15 protein-coding genes are annotated in these 19,182 nt (G+C 70.1%); 4 read left to right on the top strand and 11 right to left on the bottom strand.

Going from position 1 to position 19,182, the window contains the following annotated elements; genetic code table 11:
* Positions 1 to 110 precede the first annotated feature (110 nt).
* The 3 genes from KZ813_RS00595 to KZ813_RS00585 all read right to left on the bottom strand — a co-directional run bounded on the left by KZ813_RS00595 (position 111) and on the right by KZ813_RS00585 (position 5,398).
* Entirely contained in the window at positions 111 to 3,119 is a 3,009-nt protein-coding gene (locus KZ813_RS00595) for a TonB-dependent receptor plug domain-containing protein (protein WP_258046291.1), read from the bottom strand.
* A 173-nt stretch (positions 3,120 to 3,292) separates the two neighbouring features.
* On the bottom strand, positions 3,293 to 4,765 hold the full coding sequence (gene ahcY / locus KZ813_RS00590) for an adenosylhomocysteinase (RefSeq protein ID WP_258046290.1): 1,473 nt from the start codon (positions 4,763 to 4,765) through the stop codon (positions 3,293 to 3,295).
* A 72-nt stretch (positions 4,766 to 4,837) separates the two neighbouring features.
* Entirely contained in the window at positions 4,838 to 5,398 is a 561-nt protein-coding gene (locus KZ813_RS00585; RefSeq protein ID WP_219753053.1) for a YqgE/AlgH family protein, read from the bottom strand.
* Between the two features lie 97 nt (positions 5,399 to 5,495).
* Here KZ813_RS00585 and KZ813_RS00580 point away from each other — a divergent pair, with 97 nt between their 5' ends.
* The 3 genes from KZ813_RS00580 (at position 5,496) to KZ813_RS00570 (ending at position 8,317) form a co-directional block, all read left to right on the top strand.
* Positions 5,496 to 5,975, top strand: a complete 480-nt coding sequence (locus tag KZ813_RS00580; protein ID WP_219753052.1) for a peroxiredoxin — start codon at positions 5,496 to 5,498, stop codon at positions 5,973 to 5,975.
* A gap of 209 nt (positions 5,976 to 6,184) precedes the next feature.
* On the top strand, positions 6,185 to 7,615 hold the full coding sequence (locus KZ813_RS00575; RefSeq protein WP_219753051.1) for an AMP nucleosidase: 1,431 nt from the start codon (positions 6,185 to 6,187) through the stop codon (positions 7,613 to 7,615).
* A 75-nt stretch (positions 7,616 to 7,690) separates the two neighbouring features.
* Positions 7,691 to 8,317: a hypothetical protein gene (locus KZ813_RS00570; protein ID WP_219753050.1), complete on the top strand. Its 627-nt coding sequence runs from the start codon at positions 7,691 to 7,693 to the stop codon at positions 8,315 to 8,317.
* A gap of 176 nt (positions 8,318 to 8,493) precedes the next feature.
* Here the strand turns inward: KZ813_RS00570 and KZ813_RS19990 are convergent, their stop codons facing one another.
* The 4 genes from KZ813_RS19990 to KZ813_RS00550 are packed head-to-tail and all read right to left on the bottom strand — an operon-like array spanning position 8,494 to position 11,427.
* Complete coding sequence (locus KZ813_RS19990) at positions 8,494 to 9,024, bottom strand: GNAT family N-acetyltransferase (RefSeq protein WP_308461748.1); 531 nt, start codon at positions 9,022 to 9,024, stop codon at positions 8,494 to 8,496.
* On the bottom strand, positions 9,021 to 9,812 hold the full coding sequence (locus tag KZ813_RS19985; protein ID WP_308461747.1) for a LysR family transcriptional regulator: 792 nt from the start codon (positions 9,810 to 9,812) through the stop codon (positions 9,021 to 9,023). Before KZ813_RS19985 ends, KZ813_RS19990 begins: the two co-directional genes overlap by 4 nt.
* Complete coding sequence (apaG, locus tag KZ813_RS00555) at positions 9,809 to 10,207, bottom strand: Co2+/Mg2+ efflux facilitator ApaG/CorD (RefSeq protein ID WP_132909438.1); 399 nt, start codon at positions 10,205 to 10,207, stop codon at positions 9,809 to 9,811. The genes KZ813_RS19985 and apaG overlap by 4 nt, the downstream gene beginning before the upstream one ends.
* A gap of 14 nt (positions 10,208 to 10,221) precedes the next feature.
* On the bottom strand, positions 10,222 to 11,427 hold the full coding sequence (locus tag KZ813_RS00550) for a trans-sulfuration enzyme family protein (RefSeq protein ID WP_219753048.1): 1,206 nt from the start codon (positions 11,425 to 11,427) through the stop codon (positions 10,222 to 10,224).
* Positions 11,428 to 11,611: 184 nt separating this feature from the next.
* Between KZ813_RS00550 and KZ813_RS00545 the strand changes: the two genes are divergently transcribed.
* A complete protein-coding gene (locus KZ813_RS00545; protein WP_219753047.1) occupies positions 11,612 to 12,853 on the top strand; it encodes a glycosyltransferase family 39 protein in 1,242 nt (413 codons plus the stop codon).
* 187 nt (positions 12,854 to 13,040) lie between these two features.
* Here KZ813_RS00545 and leuB read toward each other — a convergent pair whose 3' ends face one another.
* The 4 genes from leuB to KZ813_RS00525 all read right to left on the bottom strand — a co-directional run bounded on the left by leuB (position 13,041) and on the right by KZ813_RS00525 (position 18,831).
* Positions 13,041 to 14,093 carry a 3-isopropylmalate dehydrogenase gene (leuB, locus tag KZ813_RS00540; protein ID WP_258046289.1) on the bottom strand — a complete coding sequence of 351 codons (1,053 nt, stop codon included), beginning with the start codon at positions 14,091 to 14,093 and terminating at the stop codon, positions 13,041 to 13,043.
* 28 nt (positions 14,094 to 14,121) lie between these two features.
* A complete protein-coding gene (gene recO / locus KZ813_RS00535; RefSeq protein ID WP_219753045.1) occupies positions 14,122 to 14,853 on the bottom strand; it encodes a DNA repair protein RecO in 732 nt (243 codons plus the stop codon).
* 39 nt (positions 14,854 to 14,892) lie between these two features.
* On the bottom strand, positions 14,893 to 16,812 hold the full coding sequence (uvrC, locus tag KZ813_RS00530) for an excinuclease ABC subunit UvrC (protein ID WP_219753044.1): 1,920 nt from the start codon (positions 16,810 to 16,812) through the stop codon (positions 14,893 to 14,895).
* Positions 16,813 to 17,016: 204 nt separating this feature from the next.
* The gene (locus KZ813_RS00525) at positions 17,017 to 18,831 is read right to left on the bottom strand and encodes a DUF885 domain-containing protein (protein ID WP_219753043.1); all 1,815 of its coding nucleotides are present in this window, start codon (positions 18,829 to 18,831) and stop codon (positions 17,017 to 17,019) included.
* Between the last annotated feature and the right edge of the window lie 351 nt (positions 18,832 to 19,182).

The following is a 19,182-nucleotide window of genomic DNA, read 5'->3' as shown; positions in this document are numbered from 1 at the left end:
TGCACCATGGCACGCAGGGACGTCATGTCCCGTGATTTAGCAAGCCCTTCGCGCGGGAAAAGCGCCGGCGGGAGGAAAACGGGCGGCGTCGCGGCCGCACCGCCTCGCGATCAGAGCAGCCGGTCCAGCGCGATGCGCGCGCCGGCGTAGTAATAGCGGCCGAGGAACGAGTAGGGGAAGGGGCTGTAGCCGGTCGGCTCGACGCCGGCGCCGGTGAAGTTGTTGGCGCCGAAGTAGAAGCTGAAGCCCTTCTCGACCGCGATCGAGGCCTGGACGTCGTGCTCCCAACGCTCGCGATAGTAGAGGTATTCGGGCGCGGCGATATCCGGGTTGGCGCTGACCTGATCGCGGGTGAAACGACGGACCTTGCTGGCGTAGTTGAGCCCGTAGTTGAGCGTGATCGCGCCCTTGGTCCAGGTGAGGTCGAACGTGCCCGAATATTTCGGCGCGGGCAGCGTCGGGAGTTGGAGCTGATCCTCGCGCTCGGCTCCAGGAGTAGGCACAAAGTCGAGGCGATCGAGGTAGTTGCCGATGAGCTTGGCGTAGAAGCGGCCGATCTTACCCGCGTCGATGTTATAGGCGACCTGCAGGTCCAGTCCCTGCGTGCGGAACGCGGCGACGTTCTGCGGCTGCAGCAGATAGTCGCTGACATAGCCGGTCGTGCCGCTCCGCGAGACATTCGCGCAATACGGATTGTCGAGCGTCGGCTGATCCACGCAGAGGTCGACCAATTGCTGCGCGGTGGGCAAGTTCACCGCGTTGGTCAAGTTGATGTCATACCAGTCGGCGGTGATCGACAGGCCGGGCGCGAATCGCGGCAGCAGCACCACGCCCGCGGTCCAGGTCTTCGCGATCTCCTCGCGCAATGAGCGATTGCCGCCGGCCCGGCCCGGGAGGCTGACCGTGGCGGTCGGATCATTGACCGGGTTGAACGCCGCGATCTGGGCCGGCGACAGGCCCGCCGCGGTGAGCGCGGCCTGACAGTTGGCGACGCGGTATTGCGTGCCTTCGGGCAGGTTCTCCGGGTCGCACGGGTCGTCGATGAAGGAGTAGGCGCCGCTCACCGGCGCGTACAGCTCGCTGATGTTGGGGGCGCGCACCGCTTCCGAGTAGCCGCCGCGGAAGCGGATGTCCCGGACGGGCGCCCAGATGCCGCTGACCTGCCACGTGGTCGTGTTGCCGACGGTGCTGTAATCTGAGACTCGTAGCGCGGCGTTGAACTCGAGCGTGTCGGCGAAGGGCAGATCCTTGAGCAGCGGCGCGCGCAGCTCGCCGAACGCCTCCTTCACGTCGAAGCTGCCGCTCTCCCGCGAGGTTTGCGAGAAGTCCAGCAGCGCCCCCGCCTCGACCAGCGGGTCGGGCGTGAAGCGGCTGCTCTCCTTGCGATACTCGCCGCCGAGCGCGAAGCCGATCGGACCGCCGGGCAGCTCGAAAAATTGGCCGAAGTCGCCGCTGATCGATCCGGAGACGACGTGCTGCTGGACACGATAGAAATTGACCATATCGGCCTGAGCGAACGCCAGTGCCGCGGCGCTGGGCGAACCCTCGCCAAGGATGTTGAGCGGCTGGCAACCGCTGTTCGCACCTGGCGTGAAGGTGGTCGCCGGCGAGTCGTAGTTGTTCGGATCGATGTTGGCGGTGGGGTCCAGGTTCGAGCGGCACACGATCTGCCCTGTCGCGGGGTCGCGCACGGCATCCAGCGCCGCGAAATAACGATCGCTGATCCGGTAGTTGGTGGAGAGGAAGCGGCTGTCGGTGCGGCCGTAAGTATACGAGATCTCGTAGCGGGCATGATCGCTCATCCGCCCGTCGGCGCCGATCACCGAACGATAGGTCTCGCGCTTCGACGACTCTCCCCGAACCCCGAAATCGAAATTGTCGCGGGAGACGAGCGCGCCGTCGGCCGCCGCGTCGGCGCCGAAGCGATCGATCAGGAAGGCGTTGTCGGGAGCGAGATAGGTGAAGAAGTCGAAGCTCGGCTGCGACACGGTGTAGCTGTGCGTGTTGGTGTATTTGCCCTGGGCGAACAGCCGCAGCGCCGGCGAGACCTCGAAGCTGGTCAGCAGATTGACGTTGTGGATGCGGTTCTTGGGCTGCAGGTCGCCCTGATAGCCGGCGAGCGGCGTACTGTCGCCGCCCTGGGTGAAGCCGGTGCCGGGCAAGAGCCGGCCACGGTCGTAGACGCTGCCGTCGCCGTTGAAATCGGGCAGGCCATCGAGGTCGAGGTCGACCGCGCCGCCGCGCGAGCTGTCGGCGTAACGCAGATCGTTGGTGCGCACGCGTGTGTACTGCCCGCCGGCAGCGTCATCCCGCACGATGCCGTAGGTCCGCAGCGGGTTGCCGGTGCGCTCGCGCGCGAAGGAGCTGACCCGGTCGTCGTCGCGGAACTCGTAGTTGAGCGCGACATTGCCGCGGCCGCCGGCGAAATTTTTGCCGCCCGTCACAGAGGCGAACCGGCCGCCGGCGTCGCCATATTCGGAGATGCCGGTCTGCGCGCGCGCGATCAGCCCCTCGAAGTCGCGCTTCAGCACGAAATTGACGACGCCCGACACGCCGTCGGCGCCGTAGATCGCCGAGGCACCCCCCGTGGTCACGTCGATCCGTTCGATCAGATCGGCGGGAATGGTGTTGATGTCCACCGACGCGGTGCCGGGCAGCCCGGCGACGTGGCGCCGCCCGTCCACCAGTACGAGAGTCCGGTTCGACCCGAGATTGCGCAGGTTGAGCAGGTTGACGCCGGCGGCGCCGTTGTCGGCGGTCGAGCCGGACTGGCTCGCGCTGGTCGACGAGCCGATCAGCGCGGGGTTCTGCGTCAGGAAGTCGGTGACATTGACACGGCCCGACTGCTGCAGCGAGGCGGAGGAGTAACTGGTCACCGGGGTCGGTGAGTCGATCTCGGGGCGAGCGATACGCGAGCCGGTGACGACGATGTCGACGGGGTCGTCGACCTCCGCCGCGTCCGCCGCAGTAGGGGCCGCGTCGGGAGCCTGCCGCTGGGTCGCGGTCTCAAGCGGCTGCTGCTGCGCCATGGCCGGCAGGCTGGACCCGCCCGCCACCAGCGCCATCACCGCGCAGCCGCTCCGCCAATGCGAGATCATCATCCACCGCGAGATCATCATCGCTTTTTCCCTGCTCGAGGCCGCAACATTCCTGTCGCATTAGGGACATCTCGGGATCGTCGTCGCAAGGGTTCATCGTGGATTAACGTTTAGCTGTTGCGCCGAGGCAACATGCGAGAAGGGGCGGCGCCCCACGGCACCGCCCCTTCCTGCTCAACCAATCGGCCGATCGATCAGTAGCGATAATGGTCCGGCTTGAACGGGCCAGCGACCGGCACGCCGATATACTTGGCCTGCTTCTCGCTCAGCTGCGACAGCTGCACGCCCAGCTTCTCGAGGTGGAGCGCGGCCACCTTCTCGTCGAGGTGCTTGGGAAGGACGTAGACCTCGTTCTTGTAGGTCTCGCCCTTGGTCCACAGCTCGATCTGCGCCAGCGTCTGGTTGGTGAACGACGCCGACATCACGAACGACGGGTGCCCGGTCGCGCAGCCCAGGTTCACCAGACGACCCCTGGCGAGCACGATGATCTGCTTGCCGTCCGGGAACTCGACCAGGTCGGTGCCGGGCTTCACCTCGGTCCACTTGTAGTTCGACAGCGCGGCGATCTGGATCTCCGAGTCGAAGTGGCCGATGTTGCAGACGATCGCCATCGGCTTCATGGCCTTCATGTGATCGGCGGTGATCACGTCGGCGTTGCCGGTCGCGGTGACGAAGATGTCGGAGCGCTTCACCGCCTCCTCCATCGTCACGACCTCATAGCCCTCCATCGCCGCCTGCAGCGCGCAGATCGGGTCGATCTCGGTGACCAGCACGCGCGCGCCGCCGTTGCGCAGCGACGCCGCAGAGCCCTTGCCGACGTCGCCGAAGCCCGCGACGGTCGCGACCTTGCCGGCCAGCATCACGTCGGTGGCGCGGCGGATCGCGTCGACCAGCGACTCCTTGCAGCCGTAGAGATTGTCGAACTTCGACTTGGTCACCGAGTCGTTCACGTTGATCGCCGGGAAGGGCAGCTCGCCCTTCTTCGCGATCTCGTACAGGCGGTGGACGCCGGTGGTGGTCTCTTCCGAGACGCCCTTCAGGTTCTTGACCGTCTCGGTCAGATACCCCGGCTTCTTGGCGATGAACGCCTTGACCGACCGCTGGAACTCGACCTCTTCCTCGTTCTCCGGCTCGCCGAAGCTCTGGCCCGCCTCGAGCTTGGCGCCCCACAGCGCGAACATGGTCGCGTCGCCGCCGTCGTCGAGGATGATGTTGGCGGTCTGCCCGTTGCCGTCGTCCCAGTCGAAGATGGAGCCGACATAGTCCCAATAATCGGCGAGCGTCTCGCCCTTGACCGCGAACACCGGGATACCCGCGGCGGCGATCGCGGCGGCGGCATGGTCCTGGGTCGAGAAGATGTTGCAGGTCGCCCAGCGCACGTCGGCGCCGAGCGCGGTCAGCGTCTCGATCAGCACCGCGGTCTGGATCGTCATGTGCAGCGAGCCGGTGATGCGCGCGCCCTTGAGCGGCTGCGCCGCGCCGAACTCGTCGCGCAGCGCCATCAGGCCGGGCATCTCGGTCTCGGCGATCTTGATCTCGGCGCGGCCGAAATCGGCGAGGCCGATGTCCTTGATGACGTAATCGTTAGTGTCGAGCACGGGGGCGGTAGCCACGGCGTTGTCTCCAGTCCGATAGGGCCGACCAAGGCGCCACGCACCGATCGGCATCCGCGCGCCTTAGCCCGGCCGGCGCCGTCGATCAAATATAAAGATATCTTTATATCGTTCTGCGGGAGCGACTCAGCTGTGTCCGCTCTCGCTCGACAGCAGTCGCGGGTCGACCCCGGCGGCGGCGAAGCCGCGACTCCAGCGGCGTTCCACCGGCGTGTCGAACAGCATCTCGGGCGTGTCGCTGACGTTGAGCCAGCCGTGCCGCGTCATCTCGGCGTCGAGCTGGCCCGGCGCCCAGCCGGCATAGCCCAGCGCGACCAGCCAGCGAGTGGGGCCGTTGCCCGCGGCGATCGCGCGCAGCACGTCGAGCGTGCCCGACAGCGCCCAGCGCCCCGCGACGTCGAGCGTGTCGTGCCCGCCCCAGTCGCTCGAGTGCAGCACGAAGCCGCGCCGCGTCTCCACCGGCCCGCCGAAATGCACCGGCGCGTCGGGCGCCTCGCCCGGCGCGATCTCGAGCTGCTCGAGCACGTCGTGCAGCCCCAGACCGTTGACCACCGCGCCGACTCCGACGCCGAGCGCGCCGCTCTCGTCGTGGCTGCAGATCGCGATCACCGAATGCTCGAAGCGCGGGTCACCGATCCCGGGCATGGCGAGCAGGAACTGACCGGTGAGATAGCTGGCTTGCTCCATCGCGCCGAGCCTAGTGCGTGTGGCCGCGCTTGCCAAAGCTTGAAATCACCCGCGCCGGCTGCGACATCCGCCGCGTCCTCGTACCGGAGACCTGCTTATGACGATCAGCGTCGGCGACACTCTGCCGTCCGTCCGCCTCACCAAGGTCACCGCCGACGGGCCGGAGCCGGTGGATTCCGCCGAGTATTTCAGGGGACGTCGCGTCGCGCTGTTCGCGGTGCCGGGCGCCTTCACCCCGACCTGCTCGGCGCGCCACCTGCCGGGCTATCTCGACAAGGCGGAGGAGCTGCGCGCCAAGGGCGTCGACGAGATCGCCTGCACCGCGGTGAACGACGCCTTCGTGCTCGGCGCCTGGGCCAAGCAGAACGACGCCCAGGGCGTGACGATGCTCGCCGACGGCAACGGCGACTTCGCCGGCGCGCTCGGGCTCGACATGGACGGCAGCAGATACGGCATGGGCAAGCGCAGCCAGCGCTACGCGATGGTGGTGAACGACGGAGTGATCGAGTCGCTCGAGGTCGAGGCGCCGGGCGAGTTTCGCGTCAGCTCGGCGGAGCATCTGCTGACGCTGCTGTGAACCTCCCTGATCCTCCCCGACATGGGGAGGGGGACCGCCGCGCGTCGGCGCGGTGGTGGAGGGGGCTCTCCTCGCAGCTTCCGCATCTGCGGGAGCCGCGCTCCACCATACCCCCCTCCCCGCGAGCGGGGCGGATGGCTGATCATCGCGACCAGCTCCGTGGCAGGCCACGACTTGCCGCGGTCACACGGCAAATGTAACCGTCGGGAATGACAGCGAACGACATCGTACAGGAACTCGATCGGCTCTACAGCGCGTCGGTCGACCGGCTCAAGGCGGCGATCTCCCTCTATATCGCCGAGGGCACGCCGCCCCCGCCCGAGACCCGGCGCGACGGCTCCTTCGCCTACCCCGAGATCCGGCTGCGTTTCGCCGGCGGCGACGACCGCCCCACCCCGCTGCGCTCCTTCGGCCGGCTGGTCAGCGCCGGCGAGTATCGCATCAGCGTCACCAAGCCAGCCGTCTTCGCCGACTATCTCATCGAGCAGCTGACGCTGCTGATCGAGGATTATGACGTCACCGTCAGCGCCGTCGCGGGGACGCAGGAAATCCCCTTCCCTTATGTGATCGACGCCGGCCACGCGCTGAGCCTCGACACCGTCTCCGCCGCCGAGCTGGCGCGCTGGTTCCCGACGACCGAGCTCGCCTATATCGGCGACGAGATCGCCGACGGGCTGTGGGCTTCGATCGACGGCACGCGCCCGCTCGCCCTGTTCGACGGGCTGCGCACCGACTTCAGCCTCGCGCGGCTGCGCCACTACACCGGCACCCCGCCGGAGCATGTCCAGCGCTACGTGCTGTTCACCAACTATCACCGCTACGTCGACGAGTTCGTCCGCTGGGGCGCGAGCCAGGTCGGCGGCGACAGCCGCTTCACCGCGCTGTCGGGGCCGGGCGGCGTGCTGTTCCAGGCCGGCGACGACCCAGCGACGCTCGACGACAGCGCGTGGCGGCGGCTGCAGATGCCCGCCTATCACCTGATGGCCGACGATCGCACCGGCATCACGCTCGTCAATATCGGCGTCGGCCCGTCCAACGCCAAGACGATCTGCGACCATCTCGCGGTGATGCGCCCCGAGGCCTGGGTGATGATCGGCCATTGCGGCGGGCTGCGGCCGTCGCAGCGGATCGGTGATTACGTGCTCGCGCACGCCTATCTGCGCGACGACCACGTGCTCGACGACATGCTGCCGCCCGAGATCCCCGTGCCCGCGATCGCCGAGGTGCAGCAGGCGCTGGCGCGCGCCGCCGAGACGGTCAGCGGCCAGTCGGGCGACGCGCTCAAGCGGCGGCTGCGCACCGGCACGATCGTCACCACCGACGATCGCAACTGGGAGCTGCGCTACGCCCGCTCGGCGCTGCGCTTCTCGCTCAGCCGCGCGGTGGCGATCGACATGGAATCGGCGACGATCGCGGCGCAGGGATATCGCTTCCGCGTGCCCTATGGCACGTTGCTGTGCGTCTCGGACAAGCCGCTCCACGGCGAGCTCAAGCTGCCGGGCCAGGCCAACCGCTTCTACGAGCGCGCGATCAGCGAGCATATGCGGATCGGCATCGAGACGTGCGAGGAACTGCGTCGCGAGGGCGCCAAGCTGCACAGCCGCAAGCTGCGCGCGTTCAACGAGCCGCCGTTCCGCTAAGCGCCGCTCACTCCCGGGGAAACGAAGCGGCGGCCGCGCGTTACGCGGCCGTACCATTTCGCCAGGGAGCAGATGATGGCCGACGACAGCAGCGATACGCCGACCCCCGCGCCGGCCTCGTCCAAGCCGGCGACGCCGCGCCGCCGCGCGGCGCGCAAGACCGGCGCGAGCGCGGCGAGCAAGCCCGCGACCAAGCGCAAGACCGCGGGCGACACGCCCGCACCGAAGCGCCGCGTGGCCGCCAAGCGCTCGACCGCGTCCGAGTCGTCGACGCTGGAACAGGCGGGCGAGGCGGTGACCGCGGCGACCAAGAGCGCGTCGCGTGCCGCCGGCACCGCGCGCAAGCGCGCCGCCCGCGCGGTAGGCGACACGCGCAAGAGCGCCACGCGCGGCACGCGCGGCGCCGGCAAGGCGGCCTCGCGCGCCGCGGACAAGGTCGGCGGCAAATGGGGCGCGGCGGCGATCGCCGGCGGCGTGGCGGCGATCGGCGCGGCGGCGACCGCGGCGCTGCTGTCGCTGCGCAGCTCCTCGCCGAAACAGCCGTCGCTGCCCGCGCCGACCCCCAAGCCCGACGGCAAGGTCGGCGCGAAGGTCGAGGGCAAGGCGGGCGCCAAGCCCGGCGGCGCGCACCAGCCCGACGGCACCGACTCGAGTAAGTCGTTCGAGGCCAAGATCGCCGACGAGAATACTGTCCCGGAGTGAGGGCTCGGGGCGGCACGGCGCGCCGCTCTTCCTCTCACGGAGCGCAGCTATCCTCTTCCGACTGGTTCCCCGGCGCAGGCCGGGGGTCCGGTCGGGAGGGCTTATGCTTTCTCACGCCCGCCTCCCGACTGGGACCTGGCCAGCGCCGGGGTCGCGGGAAGGGTGATGGAAACCTTCTACGACGCGGTCGCCCCGACCCACTCGCCGCGCAGCAGCCCCCACAACACCGTGTCGCGCACGCCGAGATGCGTCTCCCACTCGGCGCGCAGCAGGCCCTCGCGCCGGAAGCCGAGCGAACCGAGCAGGCGGTTCGAGCCGACATTCTCCGGGTCGGTGTCGGCGAACACGCGGCGATACCCCTCCGCGAAGAGCTGCTCGATGACGGCGCCCACCGCCTCTCGCGCGTGACCTTGTCCCTGTGCCGCGGGCACCAGCAGATAGCCGATCTCGACCACGCCGGCGCGCTTCTCACCCGCCGCGACGAAGCCGATCGCGACGTCATCGTCGACCCGCGTGATCGCCCAGGTGCGCCAGCTCCCGTCGTCGCGCGCGACGAAACGCTCGCGCAGCGCGGCGACCGACTCCACCGGCGCGTGCGACCACCAGGTCATGGCCACCGGGTCGCCCATCGCCGCGAACAGCGCCTCCGCGTCGTCGGGCACGCGCGCGCGCAGCACCAGCCGCGCGGTCGCGAGCCGCGGCGTCACCCGCCCAGCGCCTCGACCAGCGCCTGCACCTTGCGCTGGCGCCACTGCGGGGTAGGCGCGATCAGCCAATAGCCGAGCCGCGACGGCACCGCCTCCCCGACCACACCCAGCCGGCCCGCAGCGATGTCGCGCGTCGCGAGCAGCTCGGGTACGGTGGCGCGTCCCAGCCCCGCGGCGGCGGCGTCGATCGCCAGCCCCGCGTCGCCGACGCGCACCTGCGCGCCGCCCTCGCCCGCGGGCGCGCCGGGCCAGTGGATCACCGTGTCGGCGCCCCCGCCCGCGCGCTCGACCGTGACCAGCCCCTCGCTCTCGATCGCCTCGCCTTCCAGCGCGCCGGGGCCCTCGCCCCAGCGGATCGCGAGGTCGAGGTTCGCCTCGGTGAAGTCGACATTGTCGTCCGCCGCGACCAGCGCGAAGCGCAGCTCGGCATCGCCCGCCGCGATCTCGGCGAGGCGCGGCAGCAGCCATTTCTCGGTGACGTCGCGCGGCGCCGCGATCGTCAGCGACTTGGACGACTGGCCCGCCTGCATCGCGCGCACCGCTTCCTCGAACTCGAGGAAGCCCTGGCGCAGCGGCGCGAGCCCCGCCTCGCCCTCGGGCGTGAGCTCCAGTCCCTTGGTGGTACGGCGGAACAGGACGACGCCCAGCGTGTCCTCCAGCGCGCGGATCTGCTGCCCCACCGCGGCCGGGGTCACCGCCAGCTCGTCGGCGGCGCGGGTGAACGACAGGTGGCGCGCCGCCGCGTCGAGCACGCGCAGGCCGTTGAGCGGCAGGTGGGTGCGCTTCACTCCGCCACCGCCGGCGCGGTCAAGGCGAAGCGCGGGATGGCGACGTCGAACAGCTGTCCGTCCTCGGCGATCATGCGATAGCTGCCCTGCATCGCGCCGCTCGGCGTCGCGAGCGGGCAGCCCGAGACATAATCGTAGCTCGCCCCCGGCGCGATCAGCGGCTGCTCGCCGACGACCCCCTCGCCCTCCACGGTGTGGCGCGCGCCGTTGCCATCGGTGATCACCCAGTGACGCGTGAGCAGCTGCACCGCCCCCTCGCCGTCGTTCTCGAGCCGGATGTGATAGGCCCAGAACCAGCGACCGCGCGCGGGCTCGGACTGTTCGGGCAGATAGCTGACCGAGACGCGCACCGTCACCGTGCCGGTGGTGGCGGCGAGCGGGAACAGCGCCTCCATGCCGATCGCGCCGCTCACAGGCCGACCTGGCGGAGCGCCTGGTCGAGGTCGTCGATCAGATCCCGCGGATCCTCCAGCCCGACGTTGAGCCGGAGCAGCCCCTCGGTCACGCCCATCTCGGCACGCGCCTCGGGCGAGACGCCGTAATGGGTGGTGGAGGCGGGATGGGTCATCAGCGAGCGCGAGTCGCCGATATTGTTCGAGATGTCGATCAGCTCCAGCGCGTTGAGCAGGGCGTGCGCCTGCGCGCGATCGGCCACCTCGAAGGCGAAGATCGGCCCCGCCGCTGCCATCTGCGTCATCGCCAAGGCGTGCTGCGGGTGGCTCGCCAGCCCGGGATGAAGGATGCGCGGCACGCGCCCCTCGAGGAATGTACCGACCGCGACCGAGTTCTCCGACTGGCGGCGGATGCGAAGGTCGAGCGTCTCCAGCCCTTTCAGCACGACCCACGCGTTGAACGCGCTCAGCGTCGGCCCGGTGTTGCGCGTGAACGGCAGGAGCGTGTTGGTGACGAAATCCTCGCTGCCGCACACCGCCCCGGCGAGCACCCGCCCCTGGCCGTCCATCATCTTGGTGGCGGAGTAAGCGACCACGTCGGCACCGAACTCCAGCGGGCGCTGGAGCGCCGGCGTGGCGAAGGCATTGTCGACCACGCTGACGATCCCGCGCTCGCGCGCGATCCCGCACACCGCTCTGAGGTCGACCACGTCCATCGTCGGGTTGGCGGGCGTCTCGAAGAAGAAGACCTTGGTCTCCGGCCGCACCGCCGCCTCGAACGCGCCAGCGTCCCGCGCGTCCACCGTGGTCGACTGGATGCCGAAGCGCGGCAGCAGGGTATCGACCAGCCATCGGCACGATCCGAACGCGGCGCGGCCCGCGACGACATGGTCCCCCTGCTGCAGCTGGCACAGCAGCGCCGCGGTCATCGCCGCCATGCCCGTCGCCATGGTGCGGCACGCCTCGGCGCCCTCGAGCAACGCGATGCGGTGCTCGAGCATCTCGACCGTGGGATTCTGCAGGCGGGAATAGGTCATCCCCTCCTGCTCGCCGGCGAAGCGCGCCGCGGCGTCCTCCGCGCGATCGTAGCTGTAGCCCGAGGTGAGGAAGATCGCCTCCGAGGTCTCGCCGAACTCGGAACGTGCGGTCCCGCCGCGCACCGCGAGGGTGGCGGGACGCCAATGCTGGGTGACCGACCGGTCCTGTCCGCTGCGCCGCTTCATGGCGGCACGCTTTGCCCCCCGCGAGGCGAAGAGACAAGGGGCGGCGGCGGTGAGGCTTGTCGCGGCGGCGGCGCTGACGCAAGGAAGCCGAATGTTCCTGCGTGCGCAGGAACCCAGGGTGATGACCCGCCACGCTCGCGGCCCTGGGGCTCCTGCGTGCGCGGGAGCACGAACGGGGAAATAGATGGCCGCGCGCGACGACACGGTGACGACGCCCCGCCCCCGGTTACTCGCGCTGGCGATCGCGCTCGCGGCCGAGCTGCTGTTCCTGTTCCGCGTGACCGTGCCCGACAAGCCGGTGTTCGACGAGGTCCATTACCTGCCCGCGGCGCGCGCGCTGCGCGATCTCACCGGACCGGCGAACATGGAGCACCCTTTGCTCGCCAAGGAGCTGATCGCGCTGGGGCTGCGGCTGTTCGGCGACGTGCCGCTCGGCTGGCGCGCGATGTCGACGCTGGCGGGGAGCGCGACGGTCGCGGGCGTGTTCGCGCTGACCTGGCTGCTGACCGGGCGCACCCGCGCCGCGCTCACCGGCGCGCTGCTCTCGGTGCTGGGCTTCACCGTCTATGTCCAGGCGCGGATCGCGATGCTGGACACGTTCATGCTCGCCTTCCTGCTATGGGGCGTCGTGCTGCTCACCGCGGCGATGCGCGACGGCAGCGCCGCGCGCTGGACCGCGGGAGCGGCGCTGCTGGGGCTCGCCACCGCGTGCAAATGGGTGGCGGCACCGTACGTCGCCGCGGCGGCGGTGACCTTCGTGATGATGAAGCGCGAGCGGCCGGAACGCTGGCCGGGGCTCGGCCCCGCCCGCGCGCTGGCGCTGCTGGGCGGCGCGTCGGTGGCGATGTATTTCCTGACCTTCGCTCCCGCCTTCTACTACGCCAGCGAGCCGATGACGCTGGCGCGGCTGCTGCCGTTCCAATGGGACATGTACCTTCGCCAGACGCAGAAACTCCCGCACCACACCTATCAGTCGAACTGGTGGACCTGGCCGCTGCTGATCCGCCCGATCTGGTATCTGTACGAGCCCGTCGACGGCGCGCAGCGCGGCATCATCCTGCTCGGCAACCCGGCGGTCATGTGGGGCGGGCTGGCGGCGGTCGCGGCGTGCTACCGGGGCTGGGTGAAGCGCGGCTCGGCGCGGCTGCTCGCGCCCGCGGTACTGTGGACCTTCGCGGTCGGGATCTTCGCCGTCATCCCTAAGTCTTTGGGCTTCTACTATTATTACTATCCGGCGAGCGTCTTCCTCAGCGTCGCGCTGGCGGTGGCGCTGGATCACTGGCGGGACCGGCTGGGCTGGTGGGACGAGGCGTACCTGCTGCTGGCCTTCGCGCTGACGCTCTACTTCCTGCCGGTGCTCACCGCCGCGCCGCTCGCGCACGCGGCCGCCTTCCACCGCTGGACGTGGTTCCCGAGCTGGGTGTGAAGGAGGCGCGCGTCAGGCGGCGCGACCTCGATCCTCCCCGGCACGGCGAAGGGACCGTGCGCCGCACGGTGGGGGGCTCGCCACGTCGCGCGTCGTCGGTGGGAACAGGAGACATAGCGTGACGCTCGCGGACAGCCCCCTCCACCACCGGCGGTCCCCCTCCCCGTACCGGGGAGGAATGAAGCACTTACAGTCCCGCCAGCACCGCGTCGCCCATCGCCGCGGTGGTCGCGTCGCCCCCCATGTCGGGCGTGCGCAGCCCGCGCGTCAGCGCCGCGGCGACCGCCGCCTCGACGCGGTCCGCCGCCGCGTCCTGCCCCAGCGAGTGGCGCAGCAGCATCGCCGCCGACAGGATCGCGGCGCAGGGATTGGCCCGGCCCTGCCCCGCGATGTCGGGCGCCGAGCCGTGGATCGGCTCGTACAGCCCCTTGCCCGCGCCGTCGAGCGCGGCCGACGGCAGCATACCGATGGAGCCGACACACATGCTAGCCTGGTCGGAGAGGATGTCGCCGAACAGATTGCCCGTCACGATCGTGTCGAACGCGCCCGGGTCGCGCACCAGCTGCATCGCCGCATTGTCGACGTACATATGGGTGAGCGCGACCTGCGGATACTCGCGCGCCACCTCGTTCACCACGTCGCGCCACAGCTGCGAGGTCTCGAGCACGTTGGCCTTGTCGACCGAGCACAGCTTGCCGCGCCGCTTCGCCGCGGTCTCGAAGCCGACGCGCGCGATGCGGCGCACCTCGTCCTCGTCGTAGCGCATCAGGTCGTGCCCCTCGCGCTTGCCTTCCGCGGTCGTGCCGCGGCCCTTGGCGCCGAAATAGACGTCGCCGTTGAGCTCGCGCACGATCACCAGGTCGATCGCGCGCGCCACCTCGGGCTTGAGCGTCGAGGCATCCTCCAGGCCGGGGAAGATCCGCGCCGGGCGCAGGTTGGCGAAGGTGCCGAGATGCTTGCGGATGCCCAGGATCGCCTGCTCGGGACGCAGCGCGCGCTCGAGCGAGTCGAACGCCGGGTCGCCCACCGCGCCGAACAGCACCGCCGCGGCGCGATCGGCCAGTCGGAGCGTCTCGGGCGGCAGCGGGTGGCCGCTCGCGCGATAGGCGGCGCCGCCGACCGGCGCTTCCTCGAAGACGAGGCCGAGGTCGAGCGCCTCGAGCACGCGACGCGCCTCGCGCGTCACTTCGGGGCCGATGCCGTCGCCGGGCAGGATCGCGATGAGGGTGGAGTCGGTCATGCGGCACCGCATGGCGCGGCGCGCGCGCTCACGCAACCGCCCGCGCGAGCCGCGCCACCAGCCGATCGCGCGCGGTCAGCAGATCGCGGCGGCGATCGACGAGCACGTCGCGCGCGAGGAAATGCCCGGTGAGCGCCAGCGCGGCGAGCACCTCGTCCCAGCGCGCCGCGCCGCCCGAGAACAGGAACGCGGGCAGAGCGAGCAGCCGCGCCTCATAGCCGAGCGCGCCGGCGCGGCTCACCGCGGCGCCGCTGCGCGGGCTGACATAAGCGAGGTCGTCGCGTGCGCCGGTGACGGTGCAGCCGCTCAGGTCGAGCCCGAAGCCCAGCTCCGCGAGCAGCAGCAGCTCGTAGCGCGCGACGCTGCCGGCCCAGCCCTGCGCGCTCGGCGCCGCCTCGATGGCGTCGAACACCGCGGCGAGCGCGTCGTGCAGGCGCGGATAGGGCTGCGCCTCGGGCAGCACGCCGGCGGTGAGCGCGCACAGCCACTCGATCGCGGCGGCGGGCAGCGGCTGCGCGAACAGCGGCGCGCGGCTGTGCACCAGCTCGACCGTGAGCGCGGCGAGCTGCTCGTCGCTGCGCGCACGCCAGTCGCCGCGCACGACGTTGCCGGGCTGGAGCGAGGGGCGCAGCCGGCGCGAGTGGCCGCCGCGCACGTAGCCGGGGCGCACCCCGTCGTCGCGGGTGAAGCCGCGCACCACCGCGCCATGCTCGCCGTGCGCGCGGGCGGAGAGGATCAAGGCGTCGGCGGCGAGATGCACCGCGCCGAGATAGGGCGGCGCGCCCGCCGCGCCCAGCCCTCAGCGCGCGTGGTAGAAGTCGTAGACCTGCTGCGCCACCGCGGCACTCACGCCCGGCGCCTTGCGCAGATCCTCCAGGCTGGCGTTGCGCACCGCGCGGCCGGTGCCGAAGTGCATCAGCAGCGCCTTCTTGCGCGCCGGGCCGATGCCCGGCACCTCGTCGAGCGGGCTCGCGCCGATCGCCTTGGCGCGCTTGGCGCGGTGCGCGCCGATGGCGAAGCGGTGGACCTCGTCGCGCAGCCGCTGGAGATAGAAGAGCAGCGGCGAGTTGACCGGCAGCGTCAGCTCGCGCCCGTCCATCAGGTGGAACACCTCGCGTCCCTCGCGGCCGTGATGCGGCCCCTTGGCGACGCCCACCAGACACACGTCCTCGATCCCGAGATCCTCCAGCACCGCCTTGGCGGCGTTGAGCTGCCCGCGCCCACCATCGAGCAGCACCAGGTCGGGCCAGGCCTCGCCGTCGCGGTCGGGGTCCTCCTCCAGCGCGCGCGCGAAGCGGCGCTGGAGCACCTCGCGCATCATCGCATAGTCGTCGTCGGTCGCGGCCTGCTTGATGTTGAACTTGCGATACTGCCCTTTGCGGAAGCCCTCGGGCCCCGCGACCACCATCGCGCCGAGCGCGTTGGTGCCCTGGATGTGGCTGTTGTCATAGACCTCGATCCGGTCGGGCGAGTCGCCCAGCTCGAACAGCTCGGCCAGCTCGCGATGGAGTCGCGCCTGGGTAGTGCTCTCGGCGAGGCGGCGCTCCAGCGCCTCCTTGGCGTTGCGACTGGCCTGGTCGAGCAGGCGTTTGCGCACGCCGCGCTGCGGCACGGCCAGTTCCACCTTGCGCCCGGCCTGCTCGCACAGCGCCTGGGTGAGCAGCTCGGCCTCGGGCAGCGCGCGGTCGATCAGGATGGTGCGCGCGGGCGGCACCTCCTCGTAGAATTGCATCATGAACTGGGTCAGCACCTCGTCCTCGGGCACATCGGCGGTGTGCGCGGGGAAGAAGCTGCGGTGGCCCCAGTTCTGGCCGCCGCGGATGAAGAAGGCCTCGATCCCGATCAAGCCCTCGTGGCTGGCGAGCGCGAAGATGTCGGCGTCGCCCACGCCCTCCGCGTTGATGAACTGCGTGCCCTGAATGAAGGTGAGCGCCTTGAGCCGGTCGCGCAGCACCGCGGCCAGCTCGAAGTCCATGTTCTCGGCCGCCGCCTGCATCTGCGCGCCGAGCTTGGCCTGGACGTCGGTCGCCTTGCCGGCGAGGAACTTCTTGGCGTCGCCGACGAGATCGGCATAGCCCGTGGGGTCGATCCGGCCGACGCACGGCGCCGAGCAGCGCTTGATCTGGTACAAGAGGCATGGCCGGTCGCGCGTCTTGAAGAAGCCGTCGGTGCAGCTCCGCAGCAGGAACAGCTTCTGGAGCGCGTTCAGCGTGTTGTTGACGCTGCCCGCGCTGGCGAAGGGGCCGTAGTAATCGCCCTTGGCGCGGCGCGCGCCGCGGTGCTTCTGGATGCGCGGGAAGTCGTGGTCGGCGCGCAGCAGGATGAAGGGGAAGCTCTTGTCGTCGCGAAGCAGGACGTTGTACGCGGGCCGGTAGCGCTTGATCAGCTGCGCCTCGAGCAGCAGTGCCTCGGCCTCGTTGTTGGTGGTGACGATCGTCATCGATCGCGTCTGCGACACCATCCGCTGGAGCCGCTTGGGCAGGCGCTCGACCTGGACGTAATTGGCGACGCGGTTCTTCAGCGCGCGCGCCTTGCCGACGTAGAGCACGTCGCCCTTGGCGTCGTGCATGCGGTAGACGCCGGGCTTGAGCGGCAGCGTCTTGAGCACGTTGCGGATCGCCGCCTCGCCCGCCTTGAGGTCGGGGGCGTCAGAGCCGCGGATGGTGAAGGTGGCCTGCTCTTCGTTGAAGCGGTCTGGGGGGCCGTAACTGCCGTTCATCGCGGGCGATCTAGGCTCTAGCGCGGCGTGGGACAACGGGGGTGGGCTGCGCGACTGTCGCCCGCCCACCGGCGTCATCCTTAGCTTGTCTCAGGATCCACCTTACCGCGCCCTCAGTACGGAGGTGCTTGCGGGACGGTGGATCCTGAAACGAGTTCAGGATGACGGTGGGAGGAGAAGAGAAAGGACGTAGCGAGCGGCTCCCTACTTGCCCCCGTCCCTCACCCATGCGCCGATCTTCGCCTCCAGCACCGGCATCGGCAGCGCGCCGGTGTCGAGCACCTGGGCGTGGAAGGCGCGCGCGTCGAACCGATCGCCCAGCCTCGCTTGCGCGTCGGCCTTGAGCCGCGAGATCGTCAGCTGGCCGATCTTATAGGCCAGCGCCTGGCCCGGGATCGCGATATAGCGCTCCACCTCGGCGGTCGCGTCGGTACGCGCCATCGGCGAGTGCGAGAGCATGTATTCGATCGCCTGGTCGCGCGTCCACCCCTTGGCGTGGATGCCGGTATCGACCACCAGCCGCATCGCGCGCAGCATCTCGTCGTTGAGCCCGCCCATCCGCTGGTACGGGTCGGTCTCCATCCCCAGCTCGGGCCACAGCGTCTCGGCGTAGAGCGCCCAGCCCTCGACATAGGCGGTGTTGCCGCCGAAGCGCATGAAGGCGGGGAGCGACTCATTCTCCTGCGCCAGGCTGATCTGGAAGTGATGCCCCGGCACCGCCTCGTGCAGGTACAAGGTCTCCATCTCCCACATGTAGCGGACCGGGAGATCATAGGTGTTGTAGTAGAACACGCCCGGCCGCGACCCGTCGGGCGTGCCCGACTGGTAGGAGCCGCCCGCGTCGGTCTTCTCCTTGAACGCGGGCACGGGGCGTATCTCGAGCGCCGTTCTCGGGATCAGCGAGAACTGCTCGCGCACGCGCGAGTCGACGCGCCGCCCGATCGCCTCATAGCCGAGCCGCAACTGCTCCTTGGACGAGGGCTGGAAGCGCTTGTCCTCGCGCAGCGCGGTGAAGAAGTCGGCGAGCGGGCCGGCGAAGCCGACCTTGGCCTTCTGCGCCTCCATCTCGCGCGTGATCCGCGCCACCTCGCTCAGGCCCAGCTCGTGGACCTTCCCCGCGGAGAGCGGCAGCGTCGTGTTCGACTCGATCAGATAGGCATACAGCCTGTCACCACCCGGCATCGCCGAGAGGCCGACGCTGTCGCGCGCGACCGGCAGATACTCCTTCTCGAGGAAGTCGCGCATGCGCCGCTGCGCCGGGTTGACCACCTCGGTGATCTGGCGCGTGTAGGCGGCGCGGAGCCGCGCCTGATCCGCCGCGGGGATCGCCGCCGGGAAGGTCTTGACCGGGCCGTAGAGAGGCGAGCTCTCCGCGCCGCCCTCGAGCAGGTGGTCGAACTGCGCGATCATGTTGCGCACCACCAGCTTGGGCTGGACGACGCGGGCGCGCATGCCCTCGCGGAAGCGCGCGATCGCCTGGTCGAGCAGCTCGGCGTAGCGCGCGTTGCGCTTCAGGTTGTTGTCATAGTCGGCGACGGTGTTGAACGGCGCCGCGCCCTGCCCGGAGGCGAGCTCGGGGTAGAAGGTCTGCAGCCCGTAGAAATGGTCGAGCGGCCGGACGATGTTGAGCGCGACGAGGTCGGGTGCGAGCCCGCGCAGGGTGACCGAGCTCTGCTGCTGGAACACGTCATAGGCGATCTGGTCGGTGCGGGTGAGCTTGGCGCGGTCGATCGTGGCGAGCGCCGCGAGGTCGCGCCGCGCGGCGGCGCGCTCGGCGGCGATGTAGGAGTCGGAGAACGGGTCGCCGAGCCGGTCGGCGTAGCGCAGGTCGCCGCGGAACAAGGCGTTGACGGGGTTGCGCTTCAGCGAGTCCTCGTCGCTGGCGGCGAACAGCGCTCTCAGCTTGGTATCCTCGGCGGGATCGCCGGGAGCGGCGGCGGTGCCAGATTGGGCGAGCGCCGGGAGCGGCGCGGCGAGGCCGGACGCGAGCAGCAGGGCGACGGCGAACGGGCGCGACATCAGGTCACCTCGGATCGAAGGGGTAGGTGGAGAAAGGATGGTCGTGAGCAGGCGGGGCGGAGTGATGCACCCAAGCGTGGTCCGACGCCATCGATGATGCGTACCCCGCCTCCCGTCACGCTGGACTCGGTTCAGGATCCACGGTGCGGCGCGCCGAGGAAATGCAGCATTCGCGGGAGACTAATCTGGGAACGAATTCAGGATCACGCCCGTGAGTGGGGCAGAGGTCGCGCCTGGCGATCGGCCGTGCACCCCGACACGATCGCCGCACTCGAACGTGATCGTGCTCGGGCGAGCGCCGGAACGAAGGCGCACCGCTACGGCGGAGACAGGTGATCCCAGGAGACCGGC

It is taken from the genome of Sphingomonas folli (assembly GCF_019429525.1).
Classification (GTDB): domain Bacteria; phylum Pseudomonadota; class Alphaproteobacteria; order Sphingomonadales; family Sphingomonadaceae; genus Sphingomonas; species Sphingomonas folii.
This window is presented reverse-complemented; position numbering and strand designations above follow the sequence as displayed.

Bases quoted from the DNA above. Each gene is read 5' to 3' on its own strand.
- KZ813_RS00595 (WP_258046291.1), bottom strand. From the start codon at position 3,119: ATGATGATCTCGCGGTGGATGATGATCTCGCATTGGCGGAGCGGCTGC.
- ahcY (WP_258046290.1), bottom strand. From the start codon at position 4,765: ATGCCGATCGGTGCGTGGCGCCTTGGTCGGCCCTATCGGACTGGAGAC.
- KZ813_RS00585 (WP_219753053.1), bottom strand. From the start codon at position 5,398: ATGGAGCAAGCCAGCTATCTCACCGGTCAGTTCCTGCTCGCCATGCCC.
- KZ813_RS00580 (WP_219753052.1), top strand. From the start codon at position 5,496: ATGACGATCAGCGTCGGCGACACTCTGCCGTCCGTCCGCCTCACCAAG.
- KZ813_RS00575 (WP_219753051.1), top strand. From the start codon at position 6,185: ATGACAGCGAACGACATCGTACAGGAACTCGATCGGCTCTACAGCGCG.
- KZ813_RS00570 (WP_219753050.1), top strand. From the start codon at position 7,691: ATGGCCGACGACAGCAGCGATACGCCGACCCCCGCGCCGGCCTCGTCC.
- apaG (WP_132909438.1), bottom strand. From the start codon at position 10,207: ATGGAGGCGCTGTTCCCGCTCGCCGCCACCACCGGCACGGTGACGGTG.
- KZ813_RS00550 (WP_219753048.1), bottom strand. From the start codon at position 11,427: ATGAAGCGGCGCAGCGGACAGGACCGGTCGGTCACCCAGCATTGGCGT.
- KZ813_RS00545 (WP_219753047.1), top strand. From the start codon at position 11,612: ATGGCCGCGCGCGACGACACGGTGACGACGCCCCGCCCCCGGTTACTC.
- leuB (WP_258046289.1), bottom strand. From the start codon at position 14,093: ATGACCGACTCCACCCTCATCGCGATCCTGCCCGGCGACGGCATCGGC.
- uvrC (WP_219753044.1), bottom strand. From the start codon at position 16,812: ATGAACGGCAGTTACGGCCCCCCAGACCGCTTCAACGAAGAGCAGGCC.
- KZ813_RS00525 (WP_219753043.1), bottom strand. From the start codon at position 18,831: ATGTCGCGCCCGTTCGCCGTCGCCCTGCTGCTCGCGTCCGGCCTCGCC.